The following is a 22696-nucleotide window of genomic DNA, read 5'->3' as shown; positions in this document are numbered from 1 at the left end:
ATGCGCTTTATTCCTTTTACCGCCCTTCTGGTCGGTAGTTGGCTGGCACTGCCGGCCGCTGCCGCCGAGGCGCAGAACTGGTTGCAACGTTTGGCGGATGCCGAACGGTCCCAGAGTTTTCAAGGTACTTTCGTCTACGAACGCAATGGCAGCTTCTCTACCCACCGCATCTGGCACCGGGTAGAGGAGGGTGGCGGTGTGCACGAGCGCCTGCTGCAGCTCGATGGCCCCGCCCAGGAAGTGGTGCGGGTCAACGGCCAGGCGCAATGCGTGAGTGGCAGCCTGTCCGACCAGGTGATCGATGGCCAGGCCTGGCCGGCCCGCGAACTGAACGCCGCCCAGCTGGCCGAATGGTACGAGTTGCGAGTGATCGGTGAATCACGGGTCGCTGGCCGCAAGGCCGTCGTTCTTGGCCTGTTGCCGCGTGACCAGCACCGCTACGGCATCGAACTGCATCTAGATGAAGCCAGCGGTCTGCCGCTGAAATCCCTGCTGATCAATGACAAGGGGCAGTTGCTCGAACGCTTCCAGTTCACCGAGCTGGATGTTGCCGTGGCGCCTGAACCCGACGCGCTGCAGCCCACCGCCAGCTGCCGTCCGGTGCGCATTACCGAGGCCAGCTCGACGGTCGCCGGTAACTGGCGTTCCGACTGGCTGCCGCCTGGTTTCGAGCTGCGCACCATCAGCCAGCGCCAGAGCCCGGCGTCCGACGAATCGGTCGCCTGCCTGGTGTACGACGATGGCCTGGCGCGGTTCTCGGTGTTCCTCGAGCCGCTGCATGGCATCACGGTCGAAGACGCCCGCACGCAGCTCGGACCGACCGTTGCCGTGTCGCGCCGCCTGAAGACCGACGACGGCGACGTCATGGTCACGGTGGTGGGTGAGATTCCACTGGGGACGGCCGAACGGGTCGCCCTGTCGATGCGCACCAACGGCACTGAGGTGCAGGCGGTCCAATGATCGGGGAGTGGGGGGCGAGCCGTGGTAGAGGATTCGAGCGTACGCCGGGTCTGAATGCTGCGCGGCTCGACCCGCACCGCATCCCGCGCAATCAAACCGGCGGGAGACACCCGTGATGGTTGTTGCAAGCAGGGCAGGGCGGGATGCATTCCCGCCTTTTCTTGTGCTGTTCGTCTTGGCCGTCCTGGCCGATTCCTTTTTCCCGGGCCACCCTGGGGAAGTTCTGTCTGTATGCGTAGGGCTGTTCGTCGTCGGGGCTGGCGTGCGCTGTTGCAGTGCGCGTCTTTTCGGCGATGCGGCTCATCGGCCTGTGTTTTTGCGGGCTTCGTGTGCTGTCGCAGCTTTTTGAGTCTCTTGGCTTGTGTTGTTCTGGATGGGGAGTTGTAGCCGATGCCTAGCCTGAAACGTTCTTTTATCTTTTTGTTCGCCACCCTGATGCTGGGGCAGGCGGTGTCCGCGCAGGCGGATCTGCCTGATTTCACCCAACTGGTCGAGGAAGCCTCGCCAGCGGTGGTGAATATCAGTACCCGGCAGAAAGTGCCGGACCGCGTGGCGTCCGGAGGTCAGGCCATGCCTGATCTCGAAGGGTTGCCGCCGATGTTTCGCGAGTTCTTCGAGCGCAATATTCCGCAGGTGCCGCGCTCGCCGGGCGGCCGCCAGCGTGAGGCGCAATCGTTGGGCTCGGGCTTCATCATTTCCGCCGACGGTTACGTGCTGACCAACAACCACGTGGTGGCCGATGCCGATGAAATCATCGTGCGCCTGTCCGACCGCAGCGAGCTGGAAGCCAAGCTGATCGGGGCCGACCCGCGCAGCGACGTCGCCTTGCTCAAGGTCGAGGGCGAGAACCTGCCGACCGTCAAGCTCGGCAAGTCCGAAGATCTCAAGGTCGGCGAGTGGGTGCTGGCGATCGGTTCGCCGTTCGGTTTCGACCACTCGGTAACCGCCGGTATCGTCAGCGCCAAGGGTCGTACCCTGCCGAACGAGAGCTACGTGCCGTTCATTCAGACCGACGTGGCGATCAACCCGGGTAACTCGGGCGGTCCGCTGTTCAACCTGGCTGGGGAAGTGGTGGGCATCAACTCGCAGATATTCACCCGTTCCGGCGGCTTCATGGGCCTGTCCTTCGCCATTCCGATGAGTGTCGCGATGGATGTGGCCGACCAGCTCAAGAGCGACGGCAAGGTCAGCCGCGGCTGGCTGGGCGTGGTGATCCAGGAAGTGAACAAGGATCTGGCCGAATCCTTTGGCCTGGACAAGCCGGCCGGCGCCCTGGTAGCCCAGGTGCTGGACGACGGTCCGGCGGCCAAGGGCGGCCTGCAGGTCGGTGACGTGATCCTCGCGCTGGATGGCAAGTCGATCATCATGTCCGGCGACCTGCCGCACCTGGTCGGCAGCATGAAACCGGGCAGCAAGGCGGTGCTGGACGTCGTTCGCGACGGTTCGCGCAAGAAGCTGACCCTGACCATCGGTGCGCTGCCCGAAGATGGCGATGCCATTGCCAGCACGCCGGCCGGTGGTGGCGAGGCCGCCAGCAACCGCCTTGGCGTCAAGGTGGCCGAGCTGACCGACGAGCAGAAGAAGAGCCTGGACCTGAAGGGCGGTGTGGTGATCAGCGAAGTGCTGGATGGCCCGGCGGCGCTGATCGGCCTGCGGCCTGGCGATGTGGTCACGCACCTGAACAATCAAGCCATCGGCTCGGCGAAGACCTTCACCGAGGTCGCCCAGTCCCTGCCGAAGAACCGCTCCGTGTCGATGCGCGTGCTGCGCCAGGGGCGCGCCAGCTTCATTACCTTCAAACTGGCCGAGTAGGTTTGGCTGAATAAGTCTGGCCGAGCAGGCCTGGCTGAACAGCCTCCAAGGCACTGAAAAAGGGCGACTTCGGTCGCCCTTTTTCATGCGCGCCGATAGGCGCCTGGGCGTGACGTGCGGGGCGTCAATCGGGTACACTCCGCGGCTATTTTCGGCGGGCAGTCGCCTGCGGCCTTTTCGAGTGTTGTCCTGTGAGTGACCTGAGTCATATCCGCAATTTTTCCATCATCGCCCACATCGACCATGGCAAGTCGACCCTGGCTGACCGTTTCATCCAGATGTGCGGTGGCTTGGCCGATCGCGAGATGGAGGCCCAGGTGCTCGATTCCATGGACCTGGAGCGTGAGCGCGGGATCACCATCAAGGCCCACAGCGTCACCCTGTATTACAAGGCGCAGGACGGCAAGACCTACCAGCTGAATTTCATCGACACCCCCGGGCACGTCGACTTCACCTACGAAGTCAGCCGCTCGCTGGCAGCCTGCGAAGGCGCGCTGCTGGTGGTCGATGCCGGCCAGGGCGTCGAGGCGCAGTCGGTCGCCAACTGCTACACCGCCATCGAGCAGGGCCTCGAGGTCATGCCGGTGCTGAACAAGATGGACCTGCCTCAGGCCGATCCGGATCGCGTCAAGGACGAGATCGAGAAGATCATCGGCATCGACGCCACCGACGCCGTGGCCTGCAGCGCCAAGAGCGGCATGGGCGTCGACGAGGTGCTCGAGCGCCTGGTGCAGACCATCCCTGCGCCGGAAGGCGAGATCGAGGCGCCCCTGCAGGCGCTGATCATCGACTCCTGGTTCGACAACTACCTGGGCGTCGTCTCCCTGGTGCGCGTGCGTCACGGCCGCGTGAAGAAGGGTGACAAGATCCTGGTGAAGTCCACCGGCAAGGTGCACCTGGTCGACAGCGTCGGCGTGTTCAACCCCAAGCACACCCAGACCGCCGACCTCAAGGCGGGCGAAGTGGGCTTCATCATCGCCAGCATCAAGGACATCCACGGTGCGCCGGTGGGTGACACCCTGACCCTGAGTTCGACGCCGGACGTCGAAGTCCTGCCCGGTTTCAAACGCATCCAGCCGCAGGTCTATGCCGGCCTGTTCCCGGTCAGCTCCGACGATTTCGAAGACTTCCGCGATGCCCTGCAGAAGCTGACCCTCAACGATTCCTCGCTGCAGTACTCGCCGGAAAGCTCTGACGCGCTGGGCTTCGGCTTCCGTTGCGGTTTCCTCGGCATGCTGCACATGGAGATCATCCAGGAGCGCCTCGAGCGCGAATACGACCTGGACCTGATTACCACCGCGCCGAGCGTGATCTTCGAGGTCGTGCTCAAGACCGGCGAAACCATTTACGTCGACAACCCGTCCAAGCTGCCGGATGTCTCCTCGGTCGAGGATTTCCGCGAGCCGATCGTGCAGGCGACCATCCTGGTGCCCCAAGAGCACCTGGGCAACGTCATCACCCTGTGCATCGAGAAGCGTGGCGTGCAGCGCGACATGCAGTTCCTCGGTTCCCAGGTTCAGGTTCGCTACGACCTGCCGATGAACGAAGTGGTGCTCGACTTCTTCGACCGCCTGAAATCCACCAGCCGTGGCTATGCCTCCCTGGACTACCATTTCGACCGCTACCAGTCGGCCAACCTGGTCAAGCTGGACGTGCTGATCAATGGCGACAAGGTTGATGCGCTGGCGCTGATCGTGCATAAGGACAATGCCCACTACAAAGGTCGGGCATTGACCGAGAAGATGAAGGATCTGATTCCTCGGCAGATGTTCGACGTGGCAATCCAGGCCGCCATCGGCGGTCAGATCGTGGCGCGTACGACTGTCAAGGCTCTGAGAAAGAACGTCCTGGCCAAATGCTACGGTGGTGACGTAAGCCGTAAGCGTAAGCTGCTGGAAAAGCAGAAGGCCGGTAAGAAGCGCATGAAGCAAGTGGGCAACGTGGAAATTCCACAGGAAGCCTTCCTTGCCGTACTGAGGTTGGATAGCTAGGGCCTATGTCATTTAATTTCCCGTTGTTGCTGGTCATCGCCGTCTTCGTGTGCGGCGCTCTGGCCTTGTTCGACCTGGTATTCCTGGCGCCACGCCGTCGTGCGGCGATTGCCAGCTATCAGGGCCAGGTCGGCCAAGCCGACGACGCGGTGATTGAGCGCCTGAACAAAGAGCCGCTGCTGGTGGAATACGGCAAGTCGTTCTTCCCGGTGCTGGCGATCGTTCTGGTGCTGCGTTCGTTCCTGGTCGAGCCGTTCCAGATTCCGTCCGGTTCGATGAAACCGACCCTGGAAGTGGGCGATTTCATCCTGGTCAACAAGTTCGCCTATGGCATCCGCCTGCCGGTGCTGGACACCAAGGTCATCGACGTGGGTGATCCGCAACGTGGCGATGTCATGGTGTTCCGCTACCCCAGCGACCCGAACATCAACTACATCAAGCGCGTGGTTGGCCTGGCCGGTGATCGCATTCGCTACACCAGCGACAAGCGCCTGTACATCAACGACACGCTGGTGGCCGAGACCCTGATCGGCGAAGAGCCGCGCAGCCTGGGCAGCGCCACGCTGTACAATGAGCAGTTGGGCGAGGCCGAGCACCAGATCCGCAAGGAAATGAAACGCTACCGGGTCGAGCCGGGTCGTGAGTGGGTGGTGCCGGAAGGGCATTACTTCATGATGGGCGACAACCGCGACAACTCGAACGACAGCCGTTACTGGAATGACCCGAGCATTCCGAAGGACGTGCTGGGCATGGTGCCGGACCGCAATATCGTCGGCAAAGCCTTTGCCGTGTGGATGAGCTGGCCCGATCCGAAGCTGCGCAACCTGCCCAACTTCTCCCGCGTCGGCCTGATTCACTGACGGCCTGCTGATTCTGTGGCGCTGTTCAATGCAGCGCCACGCGCTATATATAGTCTTGCAGTGCGTTAAAAAAACAAACTCGAACTTTGGAATCAAACTATGACATTTGCGCGCTCGCAAAAAGGTTTGTCGATTCTCAGCTGGCTGGTGGTGCTGGCGGTCCTGGCGTTCCTGGCCAGTACCGCGTTCAAGGTGCTGCCGCACTACCTCGACTACATGTCGATGGAAAAGATCATCACCTCGGTCGAAACCGATAAAGCCTCGGATATCCGCACGGTCGGCGACTTCTACACCCACGTCAGCAAGGGTATGACGGTCAACAGCATCCGCGACCTGAAACTGGAAGACGTATTGACGGTGACCGTCGAGAACAACGAGTTCCTCGCCCACCTGAAGTACGAAAAGCGCGAGCCGATGATCGAGAACCTCGATCTGGTGGTGCATTTCGACAAAGAATTCCGCGTGCGCATGCCGTGAGTTCTTCGTTAGGCCGCCTCGAGCGTCAGCTCGGTCATACGTTCAAAGACCAGGATCTGATGATCCTGGCCCTCACTCACCGCAGTTTCGCCGGGCGCAACAACGAGCGCCTGGAGTTCCTTGGGGATGCCATCCTCAACTTCGTGGCCGGCGAGGCGCTGTTCGAGCGCTTCCCGCAGGCCCGTGAAGGCCAGCTGTCGCGCCTGCGCGCGCGCCTGGTGAAGGGCGAGACCCTGGCGGTGCTGGCCCGTGGTTTCGACCTGGGCGAATACCTGCGCCTGGGCTCGGGCGAGCTGAAAAGCGGCGGCTTCCGCCGTGAGTCGATTCTCGCCGATGCCCTGGAAGCCCTGATCGGTGCCATCTACCTGGATGCCGGCATGGACGTCGCCCGCGAACGCGTGCTCGCCTGGCTGACCACCGAACTGGACGGCCTGACCCTGGTCGATACCAACAAGGACCCGAAAACCCGTCTGCAGGAATTCCTGCAGTCGCGTGCCTGCGAGTTGCCGCGCTATGACGTGGTGGACATCCAGGGCGAGCCGCACTGCCGGACGTTCGTCGTCGAATGTCAGGTGACTTTATTGAATGACAAGACCCTGGGACAGGGCGCCAGCCGTCGCATCGCCGAACAGGTTGCCGCTGCCGCCGCGTTGATCGCCCTGGGTGTGGAGAATGGGAATGACTGATTCACCTGCAACACGCTGTGGCTACGTCGCCATCGTCGGCCGGCCCAACGTGGGCAAGTCGACGCTGCTCAACCACATTCTCGGCCAGAAACTGGCCATCACCTCGCGCAAGCCGCAGACCACGCGGCACAACATGCTCGGGATCAAGACCGAAGGCGAGGTGCAGGCGATCTACGTCGACACCCCCGGTCTGCACAAGAACAACGAAAAAGCCCTCAACCGCTACATGAACAAGAACGCGGCCTCGGCGCTCAAAGACGTCGACGTGGTGATCTTCGTGGTGGACCGCACCCGCTGGACCGACGAGGACCAGATGGTGCTCGAGCGCGTGCAGTACGTGCAGGGGCCGGTGATCCTGGCGATCAACAAGACCGACCGCATCGAGGACAAGGCCGAGCTGATGCCGCACCTCGAGTGGCTGGCCCAGCAACTGCCCAATGCCGAGATCGTACCGGTGTCGGCGCAGCAGGGGCACAACCTCGATACCCTGGAAAAGCTGGTGGGCGACCGCCTGCCGGAAGGTGTGCACTTCTTCCCCGAAGACCAGGTGACCGACCGTTCCAGCCGCTTCTTCGCCGCCGAACTGGTGCGCGAAAAGATCATGCGCCAGCTCGGCGCCGAGCTGCCGTACCAGATCACCGTGGAAATCGAGGAATTCAAGCGCGAAGGGCGCATCCTGCACATCCACGCCTTGATCCTGGTCGAGCGTGACGGCCAGAAGAAAATCATCATTGGCGACAAGGGCGAACGCATCAAGCGCATCGGCCAGGAGGCGCGCAAGGACATGGAGGTGATGTTCGACTCCAAGGTCATGCTCAACCTCTGGGTCAAGGTCAAAGGCGGCTGGTCGGACGACGAGCGCGCCCTGCGGTCCCTGGGTTTCGACGACATCTGAGAACCTCTCCTGCGCCCGCCGTGTGTTGGCCCTGCTGTGCTGGATATCGAATCCACCCCAGGCAGGGCGTGACCCGCGGCCGCCATTACGAGTAGCCACCCACCATGCTCCCGGTCAGCCAGCCCGCCTATGTCCTGCACAGCCGCGCTTACCGGGAAACCAGTGCCCTGGTCGACTTCCTCACGCCTCAGGGCCGCTTTCGTGCGGTGCTGCGCGGTGCCCGGGGGCGAGCCGGCAGTCTGGCCCGACCGTTCGTGCCGCTGGATATCGAATTGCGTGGCCGCGGTGAGCTGAAGACCGTCGGCCGCCTGGAAGCCAATGGCATCCCCCACCTGTTGAGCGGCGAGGCACTGTTCAGCGGCCTGTACCTCAACGAGTTGCTGATTCGCCTGCTGCCCGCCGAAGACCCGCACCCGACCATGTTCGAGCATTACGCCGCCACCGTGCAGGCGCTGGCCGCTGGCCGGGCGCTGGAACCGCTGCTGCGTTCGTTCGAATGGCGTTTGCTGGACGAGCTGGGCTATGGTTTTGCCCTGGACATCGATCTGCATGGCCAGCCGATCGTCGAAGGCGGCCTGTACCGCCTGCAGGCCGATGCCGGCCTGGAGCCGGTGGCTCAACTGCAGCCCGGCCTGTTCCAAGGCGCCGAGCTGCTGGCCATGGCTGAGGCGGATTGGTCCGCACCCGGCGCCCTGGCTGCCGCCAAGCGCCTGATGCGCCAGGCCCTGGCCCCCCATTTAGGCGGTCGACCCCTGGTCAGCCGCGAACTCTTCATGACGCTCAAGGAGCCGACCCGTGACTGATGCCAATCGTATTCTGCTGGGTGTGAACATCGACCATGTGGCCACCCTGCGCCAGGCCCGGGGGACGCGCTACCCCGACCCGGTCAAGGCCGCCCTGGACGCCGAGGAGGCCGGTGCCGACGGCATCACCGTGCACCTGCGCGAAGACCGTCGGCACATCCAGGAGCGCGACGTGCGCCTGCTCAAGGAGGTGATGCAGACGCGGATGAACTTCGAGATGGGCGTCACCGAGGAGATGCTCGCCTTCGCCGAGAGCATTCGCCCCGAGCACGTGTGCCTGGTGCCGGAAACCCGCCAGGAGCTGACCACCGAAGGCGGCCTGGACGTGGCCGGACAGGAGGCGCGGATTCGCGCGGCAGTGGAGCGCCTGAGCAAGATCGGTTGCGAGGTCTCGCTGTTCATCGACGCGGACGAGCAGCAGATCGCTGCCTCCAAACGGGTTGGTGCGCCGGCCATCGAGCTGCACACCGGACGTTACGCCGATGCCCACACCCCGGAAGAGGCGGCGCGCGAATTGGCGCGGATTCGCGATGGCGTGGCGTTCGGCCTGGAGCACGGCCTGATCGTCAACGCCGGGCACGGCCTGCACTACCACAACGTCGAGCCGGTGGCGGCGATCCCCGGAATCAACGAGCTGAACATCGGTCACGCCCTGGTGGCCCATGCCCTGTTCGTCGGTTTCAAGCAGGCCGTGGCGGAAATGAAAGGGTTGATCGTGGCGGCCGCGCAACGCGGCTGACCGACCGCTGGGCAGGGCGGCGATGCCCTGTCTGCAGTGAATCACTCAGCGGTAGGCACCGAATGCCTGGATCAGCTGGGCGGCCAGGGCCTCGGCGGGGTCTTCGCGGTTGCTGCCGCGCATCAGCTTGATGTGGAAATCCCCCAGGGGCGGCAGATCATGTTCCTCGCCCAGGCGTTTCAGGGGTGCCTTGATCAGGCTCTGGGGGAACGGCGCGATGGCCAGGTCGGCGAGCATGGCCGCTTCCTGCCCGGCGCATTGCTCGCAGGAATAGGCGATGCGGTAGTCCCGCCCCCTGCGATCCAGGGCATCCAGCGCCATTCGCCGCCAGGCGCACCCGGTGCTGGCCAGGGCCAGAGGCAGGGGTGTGCGCTGAACCGCCAGGCCGCCGTCGCGCCCGGCCCAGACCAGAGACTCGGTGTAGATGATTTCGCCCCGCGAGTCGTCCATACCGTCATTGCCGGCATTGACCAGCGTCAGGTCCAGTTCCCCGGCATCGAGGCGTTCGATCAAATCCACGCTGCGTCCCGCTGATACTTCCAGTTGCACCGCCGGGTGGCTGCGGGCGAACAGCGTCAGCACGCTGGGCAGCACCGGCGTGCCCAGGTCGTGGGGAATGCCGAAGCGCAGCCGACCGGACAGCGCCGGCGTGAGGAAATGGGCGACCGCTTCTTCATTGAGCTTGAGCAGACGCCGGGCATAACCCAGCAGCACTTCGCCGTCTGGCGTCAGCTGGACGCGCCGGGCCTCGCGGGTGAACAGGCTGCGCCCGAGGGTTTCTTCCAGGCGCTTGATCTGCATGCTGACAGCCCCGGTGCTGCGGTACACCTGGGCGGCCGTGCGGGTGAAACTGCCGCTTTCGGCAATGCCGACGAAGGTCTTCAGCACATCGCTTTCCAGCAGCGGCAATGTATTCAGCGGCAAGGGGCGGGCGAGTTCGTTCATGGCTTTCGTTCAGTTTGGCTAAATGCAGTGTTTGATATTAGTCGTTTGATTGAACGATAGGCGCGTCGCATCCTCGGGGCAAGTCTTCTCGGTACCGGCCGTCGCCGGACACCGGAAGGTCCTGTCAGCGAAGATGAGGAGGTGCGTCATGTCCCCTGCCAAGTCGTACAAGACCCCACGCAAAGAACCGGTTCCGGCGTTCTACCTGCCGGCCATGTGGCCGCTCGGCCTGCAGCACCGGATTGCCGATACCTGGGCCGCCTGGCGCTGGCGGCGCGGGCTGCGGCGGTTGCTGCAGGATGAAGAACGCGGGTTGGCCCGCCTGGGCGCCGACCGGGCGGCGGTGGAGCGGGGCGCGCAGGAGGACCTGGCGGTGATCGCCGCCCGGATTGCCGAGCGCCGTCGCCGCAGTTGAGGCCTCAGGGCTTGCGGGCGATCAGTACCGCTCGACTGGGTGCCGGCAGGCCTTCGACCGTGCGGCTGTGGTCGGCCGGGTCGAGGAATTCGGGCAGCGACTGGAAGCGCATCCAATCGGTGGCGCGCTGTTCGTCCACGGTGGTGGTGCTGACGTCCACGCAGCGGATGTCGACGAAGCCGGCACGCCGCAGCCACAGCTCCAGCGCCGGCACCGAAGGCAGGAACCAGACGTTGCGCATCTGCGCGTAGCGGTCTTCGGGGACCAGCACGTGCTGGGCGTCGCCTTCCACCACCAGGGTTTCCAGTACCAGCTCGCCGCCCTTGACCAGGCAGTCCTTGAGGTCGAGCAGGTGATCGATGGGGGAGCGGCGGTGGTAGAGCACCCCCATGGAAAACACCGTGTCGAAGCCGAGAAGGCGCGGCGGCAGTTCTTCCACCGCCAGGGGCAGGTGCCAGGCCGGCAGGTCCGGCAGGTAGTTCTTCATGGCCAGGAACTGGCAGAGGAACAGCCAGTTCGGGTCGATCCCGACCACGCTGTCGGCGCCGGCACCGAGCATGCGCCACATGTAGTAGCCGTTGCCGCAGCCGACATCCAGCACCCGCTTGCCCTTGAGGTCGAGGTAGGGCGCGATGCGCTGCCATTTCCAGTCGGAGCGCCATTCGGTGTCCACGTGCACGCCGAACAGGTGGAACGGGCCTTTACGCCAGGGGATCAGCCCCTGCAGCGCGCTCTTCAGGGCTGCCCGGGTCGGCTCGTCACAGCTGCCGTCGAAGGTGAAAGCCTGGTTCAGCTCCACCCGCTCGACCGGTAGCGTCGGCAGGGCTTCCACCGCGCCGTACCAGCGTTGCAGGTCGCCATGACCGATGGCCAGCTTGGCGTCGATCTGGCCGGGGAGGCCGGCGGCCCAGTCTTGCAGGGGCGTGCCCGCCAGTTGGGCTTGCAGGGCGTCGAGGTCGAGACGATGGATCATGGCAGGGCAATCAACGAGGCGAAGTTCAGGCACTGGAACCACGGGATGACGCGGCTGAAGCCCGCGGCATGCAGGCGTTCACGGTGTTGTTCGAGGCTGTCGGGCAGCATCACCTTTTCGATGGCGCTGCGTTTCTGGGCGATTTCCAGCTCGCTGTAGCCGTTGGCCCGCTTGAAGGCGATGTGCAGGTCGGTCAGCAGGTCGTGTTGTGCGCTGTCTTCGAAGCGCAGTTTCTCCGAGAGAATCAGCGCGCCTCCTGGCAGCAGGGCCTGGCGAATGCGGCCGAGCAGGGCCAGGCGCTGTTCCGGCTGAATGAACTGCAGGGTGAAATTCAGCGCCACCAGCGACGCCGGCTGCAGTTCGAGGTTGAGAATGTCGGCCTCGATCACCTCGACCGGCAGCAGCTCCTGGAACATCGCGTCCTGGGCATGCAGGTACTCGCGGCAGCGCTCGACCATGGCACTGGAGTTGTCCACGGCGATCACCCGGCAGTCATCGATCTGCACGTGACGGCGCAGCGCCTGGGTTACCGCGCCCAGGGAGCTGCCCAGGTCGTAGAGCACGCTGTGGGGCTGGGCAAACTGGCCGGCCAGCACGCCGATGTTCTCGACGATGGTCGGGTAACCCGGCACCGAGCGCTTGATCATGTCCGGGAACACCCGCACCACGTCTTCGTTGAAGACGAAGTCCGGCACCTGATCCAGGGGCTGGGCGAAGAGGCGGTCGGGTTGTTTGCTCACGGGGAATCCGAACAGGCTGCGGAAAAGCCCGGCATTTTAGCCAAGTGCGGCGCGCAACCAAACTGCGATTGTCTCAATTGGTCGGAAAAGCCCCCGGCGCCCCTGGAATCAGGTGGCCGTGGTGCGATTCATGGCCGAGGCGGTGATCGCCCACTGGCCCAGCCAGTAGGTGAGCATGATGGCGTAGGGCGCGGCGTCGAACGGTGCGACGAAGCGGTCGATGCCGATCAGGCTGTCGGACAGCACGAACGAGGCGGCACCCGCGGCCGCCAGCACCGTGGACTGCCGTGTCAGGCCGGCATGGCCCAGCCGGGCCAGGGCACGCCAGAGCATGGCGCTGATGGCCAGGGCGTACAGGGCGACCGGAATCAGCAGCCCGCCGAGGCCGGCACTGGCGAGTACGGCGAACATGCTCGCGCCGATCACGGCGGCACCCAGCAGGGCGGCGATGGCGGGTTCCCGGCAGTCGCTCAGGTAGGCGCGCAGGTAGGCCAGGTGGGCCAGCAGGAAGGCGGCAAGGCCCGGCACGAACAGATCGCCCGGCCAATCCAGCAGCAGGTCGCCGGCCAGCGAGCAGAGCAGGCCGATACCAATCCAGCGCCGGTAGTGGCCATCGGCCGCCCGGCGCAGCCACCACCACAGGACGATCACCGGAATGCCCTTGGTGACCAGGCTCAACCAGGGGAGGTCCCAGGCCTGCCCGAGGAAAAACAGCACCGCCGCCACCACCGCCACGCTCAACTCGCGCATCCGTCACCTCGTCCGACTGGATTTATCTGGCACTATGGGCGATACCTGCTATTCAGCCCAGGCAGCAAACGCCAGGGGCAGGAGCATTTCGCGCCGCCGATCCGCGTGCGCCGAGTCGACCAAGGAAGCGTACCTCCATGATCAAAGCCGCCAGAGGGCTGAAAATCGGTTTCGTCATCGCCATCGTCATGCTGGTGGTGAACATGCTGGTGCCCATGCTCAACGCCCGATGGGCCGCCTCGGCCTGGGTCGGGCACGATGCCCAGGAGCAGCAGAGCCGGCAATTGCAGCTGATGCTGTCGGCGCTCAAGGACGGCGAGACCGGCCAGCGGGGCTTCGTCATCACCGGTCGCGAAGACTTCCTGGCGCCCCTGTACCAGGGGTACGAGACCGTGGATCGCCTCTACAAGACGCTCGACGTCGACCTGGCCAAAACCCCCGAATTGCACGAGCGGCTGGTCGCCCTGCGGCCGGTGATCGAGGAGCAGCGCGTGTACTTCACCGCCTCGGTGGAGAGCCGCCGCACCGAAGGCCTGATCGCCACCAGCGAGCGCATCAGCAGCGGGCGCGGCAAGATGCTGATGGACGACATCCGTGGCCGGATCGAGGCCCTGCAGCAAGACATGAATGCGCGCCTGCTGGTGCTGGAGCAGGAGATCGCCCAGCGTGAACGGGTCGGTCGGGTGATCCTGATCGGCGTGGCCCTGCTGAACCTGCTGGTGATTGCGCTGTTGTTCCACTTCACCTTCAGCGTACTGCGCGAGGGGCGCGCGAGTCGGCGCAAGCTGGAGCATCTCAGCGAGGAGCTCGCCGGCGGCAAGCAGCAGGTCGAGCTGCGCAACCACGAGATTTCCCTGCTCAGCCGCATGGCGGGTGCGCTGCACTCGGTCAACAACTTCGACGAGTGCTTCATGATCATCGGGCGTTTCGCCCAGCAGTTGTTCCCCAACAACGCCGGCTGCATGTTCCTCTACCACCCATCCCATGATGTTCTGGAAGACGTCGCGCACTGGGGCGAATGGCCGGAGGGCCTCACGCTGTTCGAGCCGGACCAGTGCTGGGCGCTGCGCCGCGGGCATACCCATGCCGTGCACGACGCGGACAAGGACCTGCCCTGTCCGCACCTGCGCAACAGCCCGTTGCTGGAGAGCGGTTACCTCTGTGTGCCGCTGATGGCCCAGGGTGAACCGCTCGGGGTATTGACGCTGAGGGGCGATGGCTCGATCGACCAGGAACTGGCGGAAACCCTCGCCGAGCAAGTGTCGCTGGCGGTGGCCAACCTGACCCTGCGCGACAACCTGCGCAAGCAGTCGGTGATCGATGCCCTGACCGGCCTGTACAACCGGCGTTTCCTCGACGAAAGCCTGCGTCGCGAACTGCTGCGCGCCTCACGCAATCGCACCAACGTGGTGGTGGTCCTGCTGGACGCCGACCATTTCAAACGCTTCAACGACAGCTTCGGTCACGAGGCGGGGGATCTGGTGCTGCGCCACCTGGCCCTGGAGATGAAGCGCCAAGTGCGGGCCAGCGACCTGGCCTGTCGTTACGGCGGCGAGGAGTTCGCCCTGGTCATGCCGGAGATCAGCCAGGAGGCGGCGATCGAACGGTGCGAGGCGCTGCGTGAAGCGGTGGCGGCGCTGCAGGTGCATTACGGCGGCCAGGCCCTGGGGGCGATCAACATCTCGCTGGGTATGTCGCTGTACCCGCGAGACGGCGACACCGCCGAACAGCTGCTGAGCGCCGCCGACAGCGCGCTGTACGAGGCCAAACGCAGCGGCCGCAACCGCCTGTGTCTGTACCGCAGCGAGCTGTCCGGCAAGCCGGTTAAGCAGGCCTAGACAGCTTCAGCGCACGCGGATGGCGCAGTCGAAGGTCTGCTCGGGCGCCACTTCCGGCTCCCAGGGGCGCTGGTAGGTCAGCAGCAGGTGGCCTTCGCCAGGCTGCTTGGCCTGGAAACGCCAGGTCGACTGGCCGGCGCTGCCGACCAGGCCGGCGTCTTCCGAATTGCTGTAGACCTCCGGACCCAGGCTTTCCAACAGGGCGCCGGCATCGTCGCGCACGGTCCAGCGGAAGCCGGTGGTGGGGTTGCTGGGCAGGGTCAGCACCAGTTGTTGGCCCGGGCTCAGGCTCAGGGGGCACTGGCTCTGTTTCTGCACGGTGAGGGTACCGCCCTGGTGAGCACAGGCGGTCAGCAGGGCGCTGCCGAGCAACAGCAGCGAGCGGGGCGCATTGATCATCGAGGGCTCCGGTGATTGGCCAAAGGCCTGCCAGCATAGCGCCTGACGCCCGTCAGGATAACCCGCGCGTTTTAATTGCAGCGAATCAACGCCCGGATGCGCCGTGCGCGTAGGGTGGATGTCGCTGTTTACATCCACCATGGCGGCGCTGCGGTGGATCGATGAAGCGCGATCCACCGGGACGACACGGCTCTGTAGGAGCGGCCTTGGCCGCGAGCTCGGCGGCCTGTGCCATAGGATGATCTGCAGGTCGAATGGAAAAGCTCGCGGACAAGTCCGCTCCTACGGGGTTTGGGCTCCGCGTGAGGGATTGCGCTGTGCTGTAGGGTGGATGTCGCTGTTTACATCCACCATGGCGGCGCTGCGGTGGATCGATGGAGCGTGAACCACCCGACGGGACGACACGGCTCTGTAGGAGCGGCCTTGGCCGCGAGCTCGGCGGCCTGCGCCATAGGGTGATCTGCAGGTCGAATGGAAAAGCTCGCGGACAAGTCCGCTCCTACGGGGTTTGGGCTCCGCGTGAGGGATTGCGCTGTGCTGTAGGGTGGATGTCGCTGTTTACATCCACCATGGCGGCGCTGCGGTGGATCGATGGAGCGTGATCCACCCTACGGGACGACACGCCTCTGTAGGAGCGGCCTTGGCCGCGAGCTCGGCGGCCTGTGGCATAGGATGATCAGCAGGTCGAATGGGAAAGCTCGCGGACAAGTCCGCTCCTACGGGTTTGGGCTTTGCGTGAGGGATTGCGCTGTGCGTCGGTAGGGGGGGCTTAACCTGGGTGCCGTATGCCGACACCCAGGGTGACCGTCAGCCAAACAATACCTTGGCCACGTCGCTGTAGCGCTTGGCGAAATGCACGGTCAGGCCTTCCTTCAGGTAGTCCGGCAGTTCCTCGTACGAGCCGCGGTTGGCTTCCGGGAGGATCAGTTCGAAGATCTTCTGCCGGCGCGCCGCGATCACCTTCTCGCGCACCCCGCCAATCGGCAGGACCTGCCCGGTGAGGGTCAGTTCGCCGGTCATGGCCACGCCTTTCTTCGGCGCCTGGTTGCGTGCCAGGGACAGCAGCGCGCTGGCCATGGTGACACCGGCGCTGGGGCCGTCCTTGGGCGTGGCGCCCTCGGGGACGTGCAGGTGGACGAAGGCCTGGTCGAAGAAGGCGGTGTCGCCACCGAACTGCTTCAGGTGCGAGCTGATGTAGCTGTAGGCGATTTCCGCCGACTCCTTCATTACCTCACCCAGTTGCCCGGTGAGCTTGAAGCCCCGGTTCAGCGTGTGGATGCGCGTGGCTTCGATCGGCAGGGTGGCGCCGCCCATGCTGGTCCAGGCCAGGCCGGTGATGACGCCGACCCCGGACAGTACCTGCTCGCTGCGGAACACCGGCATGCCCAGGTAGCCTTCCAGGTCCTTGGGCCCGATCTTGACCACGCTGTCCGGGTCGTCGAGCAGCTTAACCACCGCCTTGCGCACCAGTTTGCCCAGCTGTTTTTCCAGCTGCCGCACGCCGGCTTCCCGGGCGTAACCTTCGATCAGCCCGCGCAGGGCGGCGTCGCTGATGCTCAGGCGCTTCTTCGGCACGCCGGCCTTTTCCAACTGCTTGGGCCACAGGTGGCGCTTGGCGATGGCCAGCTTTTCCTCGCTGATGTAGCCGGACAGGCGAATCACTTCCATACGGTCGAGCAGCGGGCCGGGAATCGAGTCCAGGGTGTTGGCGGTGCAGATGAACAGCACCTTGGACAGGTCCAGGCGCAGGTCCAGGTAGTGGTCGAGGAATTCGACGTTCTGCTCCGGGTCGAGGGTTTCCAGCAGCGCCGAGGCCGGGTCGCCCTGGTAGCTGGCGCCGAGCTTGTCGATCTCGTCGAGCATGATCACCGGGTTCATCACCTCGACCTCTTTCAGCGCCTGCACCAGCTTGCCAGGCAGGGCGCCGATGTAGGTGCGGCGGTGGCCCTTGATTTCCGCTTCGTCGCGCATGCCGCCGACGCTGAAACGGTAGAAGGGCCGGCCGAGGGATTCGGCGATGGACTTGCCGATGCTGGTCTTGCCCACACCGGGTGGGCCGACCAGCAGCACGATGGAGCCGGAAATCTCGCCTTTGAAGGCGCCCACGGCAAGGAACTCGGTGATGCGCTCCTTGATGTCGTCCATGCCAGCGTGGTGGGTGTCCAGCACCTGACGGGCGTGGGACAGGTCGAGCTTGTCCTTGCCGAACACGCCCCAGGGCAGCGCCGTGGCCCAGTCCAGGTAGTTGCGGGTGACCGCGTATTCGGGCGAACCGGTCTCCAGGATCGACAGCTTGTTCAGCTCTTCGTCGATGCGTTTGCGCGCCTGGTCCGACAGGGTCTTGCCCGCCAGGCGCTGCTCGAACTGCTCGATATCGGCGCTGCGGTCGTCCTTGCTCAGGCCCAGTTCCTGCTGAATGATCTTCAGCTGTTCCTTGAGGAAGAACTCACGCTGGGTCTTGCCGATCTTGCGGTTGACCTCGGCCGACAGCTCCTTCTGCAGGCGGGCGACCTCGACCTCCTTGCGCAGCAGCGGCAGGACCTTTTCCATGCGCTTGAGCATCGGCACGGTGTCCAGCACTTCCTGCAGCTCGGTTCCCGGAGCGCTGGTCAGGGCGGCGGCGAAGTCGGTCAGCGGCGACGGATCGTTGGGGCTGAAGCGGTTGAGGTAGTTCTTCAGTTCTTCGCTGTACAGCGGGTTGAGCGGCAGCAGCTCCTTGATCGCATTGATCAGCGCCATGCCGTAGGCCTTGACCTCGTCACCCGGCGCGCTGGGGCTTTTCGGGTACTCGACCTCCGCCAGGTACGGCGGCTTGCGGCTCAGCCAGCCGCGGATGCGCACGCGGGTCAGGCCCTGGGCCACGAACTGCAATTTGCCGCCTTCTTCGCTGGCGTGGTGCACGCGCACCAGGGTGCCGTGCTCGGGCAGGCTGTCGGGGTCGAACTCGGCGCCGTCGCTGGGCGGGGTGTCCATGTAGAACACCGCCAGGCACTTGTGCTCGGTATTGCCCACGCGTTCCAGGGTCTTGCCCCAGGGGTCCTGGTTGACGATGACCGGCAGCACCTGGGCCGGGAAGAAGGGGCGGTTGTGAATCGGGATCACATAGAGTTTGTCAGGCAGTTGCTGGCCTGGGAGAACGAGGCTGTGGCCGGTGGCGGCCTGGTCAGGCTGTTCTACGACGATTTCGATGTCCTGTGGGTCGTTCATGCGGCACCTGTCGTTGCACGTTAAATGCTAGATGGGGCAGCGCTGGCGGTTTTTCAATCGCTGTTCACAGCCTGTGACAGCACATGCCGCAGCTCGTGCAGGCGTTTGTCGATCAGGGGGGTGACCAGGGAGAAGCAGTGCTGGGGCGTGAGGGTGATGCGCGGGGTGTCGATCAGCGCCTGCTCCAGGTGATCCATCAGCGCCAGCTGGGATTCGCTGGTGCCGGGCTGGCGCAGGCGCTGGCAGAGAAAGCGGATCTGCATCTTCAGGCCCACCGGGCAGTGGGCGTAGTTGGCGGCCCGGGTGGCCAGGCCGCGCAGCCGCGCCAGGTCTTCCAGGGCCCGGCAGGACTGGCCGAATCCGCGCAGCCGGCGATGGCCGCCCTGGGTCAGGTGATCCTCCAGCTGTTCGATGATGCCGATCAGGTTGTCGATCAACCGGCAATGGGCCGAGAAGTCCGCCGGCTTGCGCAGCAGGAGCGGCCAGTCGAGCTGCAGGGGCGGCAGGTGCAGGGCCTCGGCGGGCCACTCCTGCCACAGGCGATTCAGCTGTTCGGCCAGCTCGGCGCGCCGCTCGCAGCTCCAGGCGTCCTGCTGGGCGCCCAGCCCGCGGTGCCGTTGCAGGGCCTGCAGCAGGTCGAGGCTCAGGCTCAGGGTGGCGCTCTCCAGCGCGCTGATCGCCTGGTGATGACGGCGTCGGGAACGGTACAGCACCCAGAGACCGAGAATCGTGACCCCCAGCGTGAACACCAGGGTGATGTTGAGCTCCATGGACGGCTCCTTCGCCTGCCGGAGTACGGGTACAACGCGTGCCAGGTTATGCGCTCGATGCCGCCTGGACCTGCCGGATGTGCAGCCTGCCGACAAAGGCTCCCGCTTGTCGTGCAGGGTGCTGTTTTGCCGGTTAAAGCGGTAAAGTGCCAGCCTTTTCCGCAAAATTGAAATCCGTCATGTTCAATGCCCGTCTGATGCGCCTGGACGATCAAGCTCACGAGCATACCCACGACCACCACCAAGTGGTGTTGTCGCTGGCCGGGCGCGCCGAGTTCGACGTCAACGGACGCGGCGGCGAGGTGTGCCGGATGCGGGCCTGCCTGGTGCCTGGCGATGCCGATCACCAGTTCGCCGGCATGGGCGACAACCGCATGCTGATCATCGACCTGGATGAGCAGGACGCCTCCGGTGAAGACCTGGCGCTGCTGACCCGGCTGTTCGAGATGCCACGCTACCCGCAGCTGGACGCGGACTTCCAGAACCTGCTGAGCTACGCCGGCGCCGAGCTGGAGCGCTACGGCAGCGACCCGCTGCTGGCGCGTTCGCTGGGGAGCGTGCTGTTGCGTGCTCTGCACCTGCGGCTGTTCGGCGAGCAGCGCAACCGCTCCCAGGGGCCGCTCAACCTGGAGCGGCTCGACGGCTACATCGTCGAGCACCTGGCGCGGCGCATCAGCGTGGCGGAGCTGGCGCAGGTGGTGTGCCTGAGCCCGAGCCACTTCCACGCCCAATTCAAGGACAGCGTCGGCCTCACGCCGCACCAGTACCTGCTGAAGACCCGTCTCGACCGTGCCGCGCGCCTGCTGCGCGAGAGCAACATCCCGCTGATTCGCATTGCCGAAGAGTGTGGTTTCTCCAGCCAGAGCGCCCTGACCACGGCCATGCGCCGCTACCTGGGCCTGACGCCGAAGCGCCTGCGCGGCGCCGAGTAGCGCACCCGCGCCATAGAACCCGACAGACGTCGAATGCCGGCAAGGTCATTGGCCTGGCTGTGCAGATGGCCGCGTGCTGTTTGGATGATGGCCGAAGGGTTCGGCGGGTGTCGCGGGGGAGGGGCCAGCAGGCTGGCGCGTACGGCAAGGGGAGCGGTGTGGCCGGCGGGAGGCGCTCCTGCCGCGGTGTGCAGGAGCGCTGTTCAGCCCGGGGGGCAGCTTACTGCTGGGCCCACTTCAGGAAGGCGCTGCGGCTTTCCGGGGTCAGCAGGTTCCACATCTGTTGCAGGGTGGTCAGGGTGGCGTCGCTGTGCGGCAGGGCAGAGGCCTGGGCCGGCGCCGGGTTCAGGGCCACGGGCTGAGCGGCAGCGGCCGGGGCCGCACCCAGCGGGGCGACGCTGGTGGCCTGCGGGGCGACTTCGCTGGAGCCCATCATCACGCTGAAGGCCGAGACGTTGCGGTTGCCTGCCTGGGCTTCCTTGCGCTCGCCAGTGCGGGTGTTCACGGCCCAGGCCGGGAAGTCGTCTTCGAACTTCTTGGCCTCGGCCAGGTTGCTCGGACGGTCGAAGTCCAGGCGCCACAGCTCACCGGCCTTGCCTTCGATGTTGAAGATGGCGGTGCGGCCGCGCACCACTTCATGGCTCATGCCACCGGCGATGTCGAAACCGTTCTTGTAGAAGGCATGCACCTGATAGGCGCCCGGTTGCAGCAGCAGTTGCTTGTCGTCCAGGCCGAAGGCGGCGTTGGCGGCGGAGTAGGGCTGGCCGTTGATGCTGCGAATTTCCAGCTCACCGGGCACCACTACCGTCAGCACCTGGCTCTGCGGCAACGGTGCGCCGGAATACAGTTGGACTTGAGGTTGCTGGGCACAGGCGGCCATCAGACAGGCCATGGTGATTACGAACAAGCGGCGCATGGAAACTCCTAGGTGCGAAGGCCCGCCGATACCCGGCGGTCTGGGGTCGATTACAGTCTGGAAACAAGAATAAGACGGGTAAGTGTCAGTTAAATGACAAAGCGGGCTGTCCCGAAGGGAGCAGCCCGCTTTGTTTTATCTGGTCCGCGAAAGGGATCAGAAGTCGTAGCGCAGACCTACGGTGAAGCCCGAAGCCTTCTCGCCCAGCGCTTCGTTCACGCCGTTGACGATCGACTGGTTGGTCGGGTTGGCGGTACGGGACTGGCTCCACGGGGTGTAGGCAACGTTGTCGTCGTTGTCGACTACCGCGTAGTTGGCGTAGACGCGAACGGCCTTGTCCAGCTTGTGCTCGATACCGACTACCCACATGTCGGCGTCGGCGTTGTCGGCGTCGCTGTCATGGGTCATGTAGGTGGCTTTCAGTGCGGTGTTCTGGGCAATCGCCAGCTCGCCACCGATGCCGTAGACGTCGAAGGTACCGGCGTCACGCTGGGCGCTGGTGGTACCGCTGATGCCGCTGAAGTCGGTGGTCTGGTAGAAACCGACCAGCTTGAAGGAATCGGTGAGCTTGTAGGCAGCGGCGGCGCGGTAGGAGTCTGCTTCGCCGCGGTTGGTGCCGACGGTGGTCGAACGCAGGGTGTCGTCTTCCACTTGCTCGTAGGCCAGGGAGGCTTCCAGCGGGCCACCGGCGTAGTTCAACGACAGGCTGAAGGCGTCGCTGTCTTCGTTGTTGCCGGCAGCGTTGATGTTGACCGACTGGCCCTGGTACATCGAGTAGGCGATCTTGGCGTTGAAGCCGTTGAAGTCCGGGGTGGTGTACTGGATGGTGTTGTCGTAGCGCTCGTCCAGGCGGCTGGCGGTGACGCGAGCCAGGTTGTTCATGTCGCCGACCTGGTCGCCGAACAGGTTGAACGGACCGCGGGCTACCTTGAACGGGCTGTCGAAGCGACCGATCTGCAGGGAGCCGAAGTTGCTGCCCAGGCCGACGAAGGTGTCGCGGGTGGAGAAGTCGGTACCGCCGTTCGACGCGCCGGTGGTGAAGTTGATCTGCTGCTCGATCTGGAAGAAGGCTTTCAGATCCGGGTTGATGTCATGGCTGCCTTTGAAGCCCAGACGGGAGGAGTTGCTCGACAGGTTGGTTTCGGAGTACTTGGCGCCGTCATCGAGGAAATCCACGGAAACGTGTGCACGGCCATATACGGTTACATCAGCCAGTGCGACAGCCGGTACCGCCAGTGCAGAACCAACAGCAATCGCAATCAACTTCTTCTTCATCGAAAAACTCCTTCGTTTTATGAAACGCCGTCTTGCGAATGCCGTGACGGTGTCTGTTTGGACGGAGGCGATTATGGAAATCCGATATGACAGAAGGCTTGCTGCTACATGACATTTTGGAGACAGCGGAACTTTTTTAAAAACAATGAATTACGGTGTATAAGGGGTCATGTTCGAGTGGGTTTTCAGGGCAATTCGAGTGGGCGCGGAAGTGCCCGTGGCGACCCTAAAGGGTGAATGTTAAAGTTTCGAGAATCGCGGTAAGTTGTCATCGATAAAGTTGATGACATCCGGTTTTACGGGTGTTCGAACG

21 protein-coding genes are annotated in these 22696 nt (G+C 64.4%); 12 read left to right on the top strand and 9 right to left on the bottom strand.

The window, feature by feature from the left end:
* The 9 genes from N5C28_RS03160 (at position 1) to pdxJ (ending at position 9223) form a co-directional block, all read left to right on the top strand.
* A complete protein-coding gene (locus tag N5C28_RS03160; RefSeq protein ID WP_279819986.1) occupies positions 1 to 960 on the top strand; it encodes a MucB/RseB C-terminal domain-containing protein in 960 nt (319 codons plus the stop codon).
* Positions 961 to 1350: 390 nt separating this feature from the next.
* Positions 1351 to 2772 carry a DegQ family serine endoprotease gene (locus N5C28_RS03155; protein WP_279819984.1) on the top strand — a complete coding sequence of 474 codons (1422 nt, stop codon included), beginning with the start codon at positions 1351 to 1353 and terminating at the stop codon, positions 2770 to 2772.
* A 191-nt stretch (positions 2773 to 2963) separates the two neighbouring features.
* Positions 2964 to 4763 carry a translation elongation factor 4 gene (lepA, locus tag N5C28_RS03150; RefSeq protein WP_279819982.1) on the top strand — a complete coding sequence of 600 codons (1800 nt, stop codon included), beginning with the start codon at positions 2964 to 2966 and terminating at the stop codon, positions 4761 to 4763.
* Positions 4764 to 4768: 5 nt separating this feature from the next.
* Positions 4769 to 5623, top strand: a complete 855-nt coding sequence (gene lepB / locus N5C28_RS03145) for a signal peptidase I (protein WP_279819980.1) — start codon at positions 4769 to 4771, stop codon at positions 5621 to 5623.
* Positions 5624 to 5722: 99 nt separating this feature from the next.
* Positions 5723 to 6100: a DUF4845 domain-containing protein gene (locus tag N5C28_RS03140; RefSeq protein WP_279819978.1), complete on the top strand. Its 378-nt coding sequence runs from the start codon at positions 5723 to 5725 to the stop codon at positions 6098 to 6100.
* A complete protein-coding gene (rnc, locus tag N5C28_RS03135) occupies positions 6097 to 6786 on the top strand; it encodes a ribonuclease III (RefSeq protein WP_279819975.1) in 690 nt (229 codons plus the stop codon). The genes N5C28_RS03140 and rnc overlap by 4 nt, the downstream gene beginning before the upstream one ends.
* Complete coding sequence (era, locus tag N5C28_RS03130) at positions 6779 to 7681, top strand: GTPase Era (protein ID WP_279819973.1); 903 nt, start codon at positions 6779 to 6781, stop codon at positions 7679 to 7681. Before rnc ends, era begins: the two co-directional genes overlap by 8 nt.
* Positions 7682 to 7785: 104 nt before the next feature.
* Positions 7786 to 8484 carry a DNA repair protein RecO gene (gene recO, locus N5C28_RS03125; RefSeq protein ID WP_279819971.1) on the top strand — a complete coding sequence of 233 codons (699 nt, stop codon included), beginning with the start codon at positions 7786 to 7788 and terminating at the stop codon, positions 8482 to 8484.
* Positions 8477 to 9223: a pyridoxine 5'-phosphate synthase gene (gene pdxJ / locus N5C28_RS03120; protein ID WP_279819969.1), complete on the top strand. Its 747-nt coding sequence runs from the start codon at positions 8477 to 8479 to the stop codon at positions 9221 to 9223. Before recO ends, pdxJ begins: the two co-directional genes overlap by 8 nt.
* 45 nt (positions 9224 to 9268) lie before the next feature.
* Here pdxJ and N5C28_RS03115 read toward each other — a convergent pair whose 3' ends face one another.
* On the bottom strand, positions 9269 to 10168 hold the full coding sequence (locus N5C28_RS03115; RefSeq protein ID WP_279819967.1) for a LysR substrate-binding domain-containing protein: 900 nt from the start codon (positions 10166 to 10168) through the stop codon (positions 9269 to 9271).
* Between the two features lie 148 nt (positions 10169 to 10316).
* Here N5C28_RS03115 and N5C28_RS03110 point away from each other — a divergent pair, with 148 nt between their 5' ends.
* Positions 10317 to 10583 carry a hypothetical protein gene (locus N5C28_RS03110; protein WP_279819964.1) on the top strand — a complete coding sequence of 89 codons (267 nt, stop codon included), beginning with the start codon at positions 10317 to 10319 and terminating at the stop codon, positions 10581 to 10583.
* Positions 10584 to 10587: 4 nt separating this feature from the next.
* On the opposite strand, the gene cmoB is transcribed toward N5C28_RS03110, so the two are convergent.
* The 3 genes from cmoB to N5C28_RS03095 form a co-directional block, all read right to left on the bottom strand.
* Entirely contained in the window at positions 10588 to 11556 is a 969-nt protein-coding gene (gene cmoB, locus N5C28_RS03105; protein WP_279819961.1) for a tRNA 5-methoxyuridine(34)/uridine 5-oxyacetic acid(34) synthase CmoB, read from the bottom strand.
* Positions 11553 to 12296 carry a carboxy-S-adenosyl-L-methionine synthase CmoA gene (cmoA, locus tag N5C28_RS03100; RefSeq protein ID WP_279819960.1) on the bottom strand — a complete coding sequence of 248 codons (744 nt, stop codon included), beginning with the start codon at positions 12294 to 12296 and terminating at the stop codon, positions 11553 to 11555. The genes cmoB and cmoA overlap by 4 nt, the downstream gene beginning before the upstream one ends.
* Before the next feature lie 108 nt (positions 12297 to 12404).
* On the bottom strand, positions 12405 to 13046 hold the full coding sequence (locus N5C28_RS03095) for a lysoplasmalogenase (protein ID WP_279819957.1): 642 nt from the start codon (positions 13044 to 13046) through the stop codon (positions 12405 to 12407).
* Positions 13047 to 13183: 137 nt separating this feature from the next.
* Here N5C28_RS03095 and N5C28_RS03090 point away from each other — a divergent pair, with 137 nt between their 5' ends.
* Positions 13184 to 14884, top strand: a complete 1701-nt coding sequence (locus N5C28_RS03090; protein WP_279819955.1) for a diguanylate cyclase — start codon at positions 13184 to 13186, stop codon at positions 14882 to 14884.
* Positions 14885 to 14890: 6 nt separating this feature from the next.
* On the opposite strand, the gene N5C28_RS03085 is transcribed toward N5C28_RS03090, so the two are convergent.
* The 3 genes from N5C28_RS03085 to N5C28_RS03075 all read right to left on the bottom strand — a co-directional run bounded on the left by N5C28_RS03085 (position 14891) and on the right by N5C28_RS03075 (position 19260).
* Positions 14891 to 15283, bottom strand: coding sequence for a protease inhibitor I42 family protein (locus N5C28_RS03085; protein WP_279819951.1), 393 nt, complete (start codon positions 15281 to 15283; stop codon positions 14891 to 14893).
* An 807-nt stretch (positions 15284 to 16090) separates the two neighbouring features.
* Entirely contained in the window at positions 16091 to 18490 is a 2400-nt protein-coding gene (gene lon / locus N5C28_RS03080) for an endopeptidase La (protein ID WP_279819949.1), read from the bottom strand.
* A 53-nt stretch (positions 18491 to 18543) separates the two neighbouring features.
* Positions 18544 to 19260, bottom strand: a complete 717-nt coding sequence (locus tag N5C28_RS03075; RefSeq protein ID WP_279819947.1) for a hypothetical protein — start codon at positions 19258 to 19260, stop codon at positions 18544 to 18546.
* Between the two features lie 179 nt (positions 19261 to 19439).
* Here N5C28_RS03075 and N5C28_RS03070 point away from each other — a divergent pair, with 179 nt between their 5' ends.
* The gene (locus N5C28_RS03070; protein WP_279819946.1) at positions 19440 to 20192 is read left to right on the top strand and encodes an AraC family transcriptional regulator; all 753 of its coding nucleotides are present in this window, start codon (positions 19440 to 19442) and stop codon (positions 20190 to 20192) included.
* A 220-nt stretch (positions 20193 to 20412) separates the two neighbouring features.
* Here the strand turns inward: N5C28_RS03070 and N5C28_RS03065 are convergent, their stop codons facing one another.
* Together N5C28_RS03065 and N5C28_RS03060 are read right to left on the bottom strand one after the other, a co-directional pair.
* Positions 20413 to 21108 carry a DUF2057 family protein gene (locus N5C28_RS03065; RefSeq protein WP_279819944.1) on the bottom strand — a complete coding sequence of 232 codons (696 nt, stop codon included), beginning with the start codon at positions 21106 to 21108 and terminating at the stop codon, positions 20413 to 20415.
* A gap of 156 nt (positions 21109 to 21264) precedes the next feature.
* A complete protein-coding gene (locus N5C28_RS03060; protein ID WP_279819943.1) occupies positions 21265 to 22383 on the bottom strand; it encodes a porin in 1119 nt (372 codons plus the stop codon).
* Positions 22384 to 22696: the final 313 nt, after the last annotated feature.

It is taken from the genome of Pseudomonas sp. GD03944, from assembly GCF_029839275.1.
In the GTDB taxonomy this organism is placed as follows: domain Bacteria; phylum Pseudomonadota; class Gammaproteobacteria; order Pseudomonadales; family Pseudomonadaceae; genus Aquipseudomonas.
The sequence above is the reverse complement of the archived record's forward strand: the minus strand, read 5'-3'. Positions and strand labels throughout refer to the sequence as shown.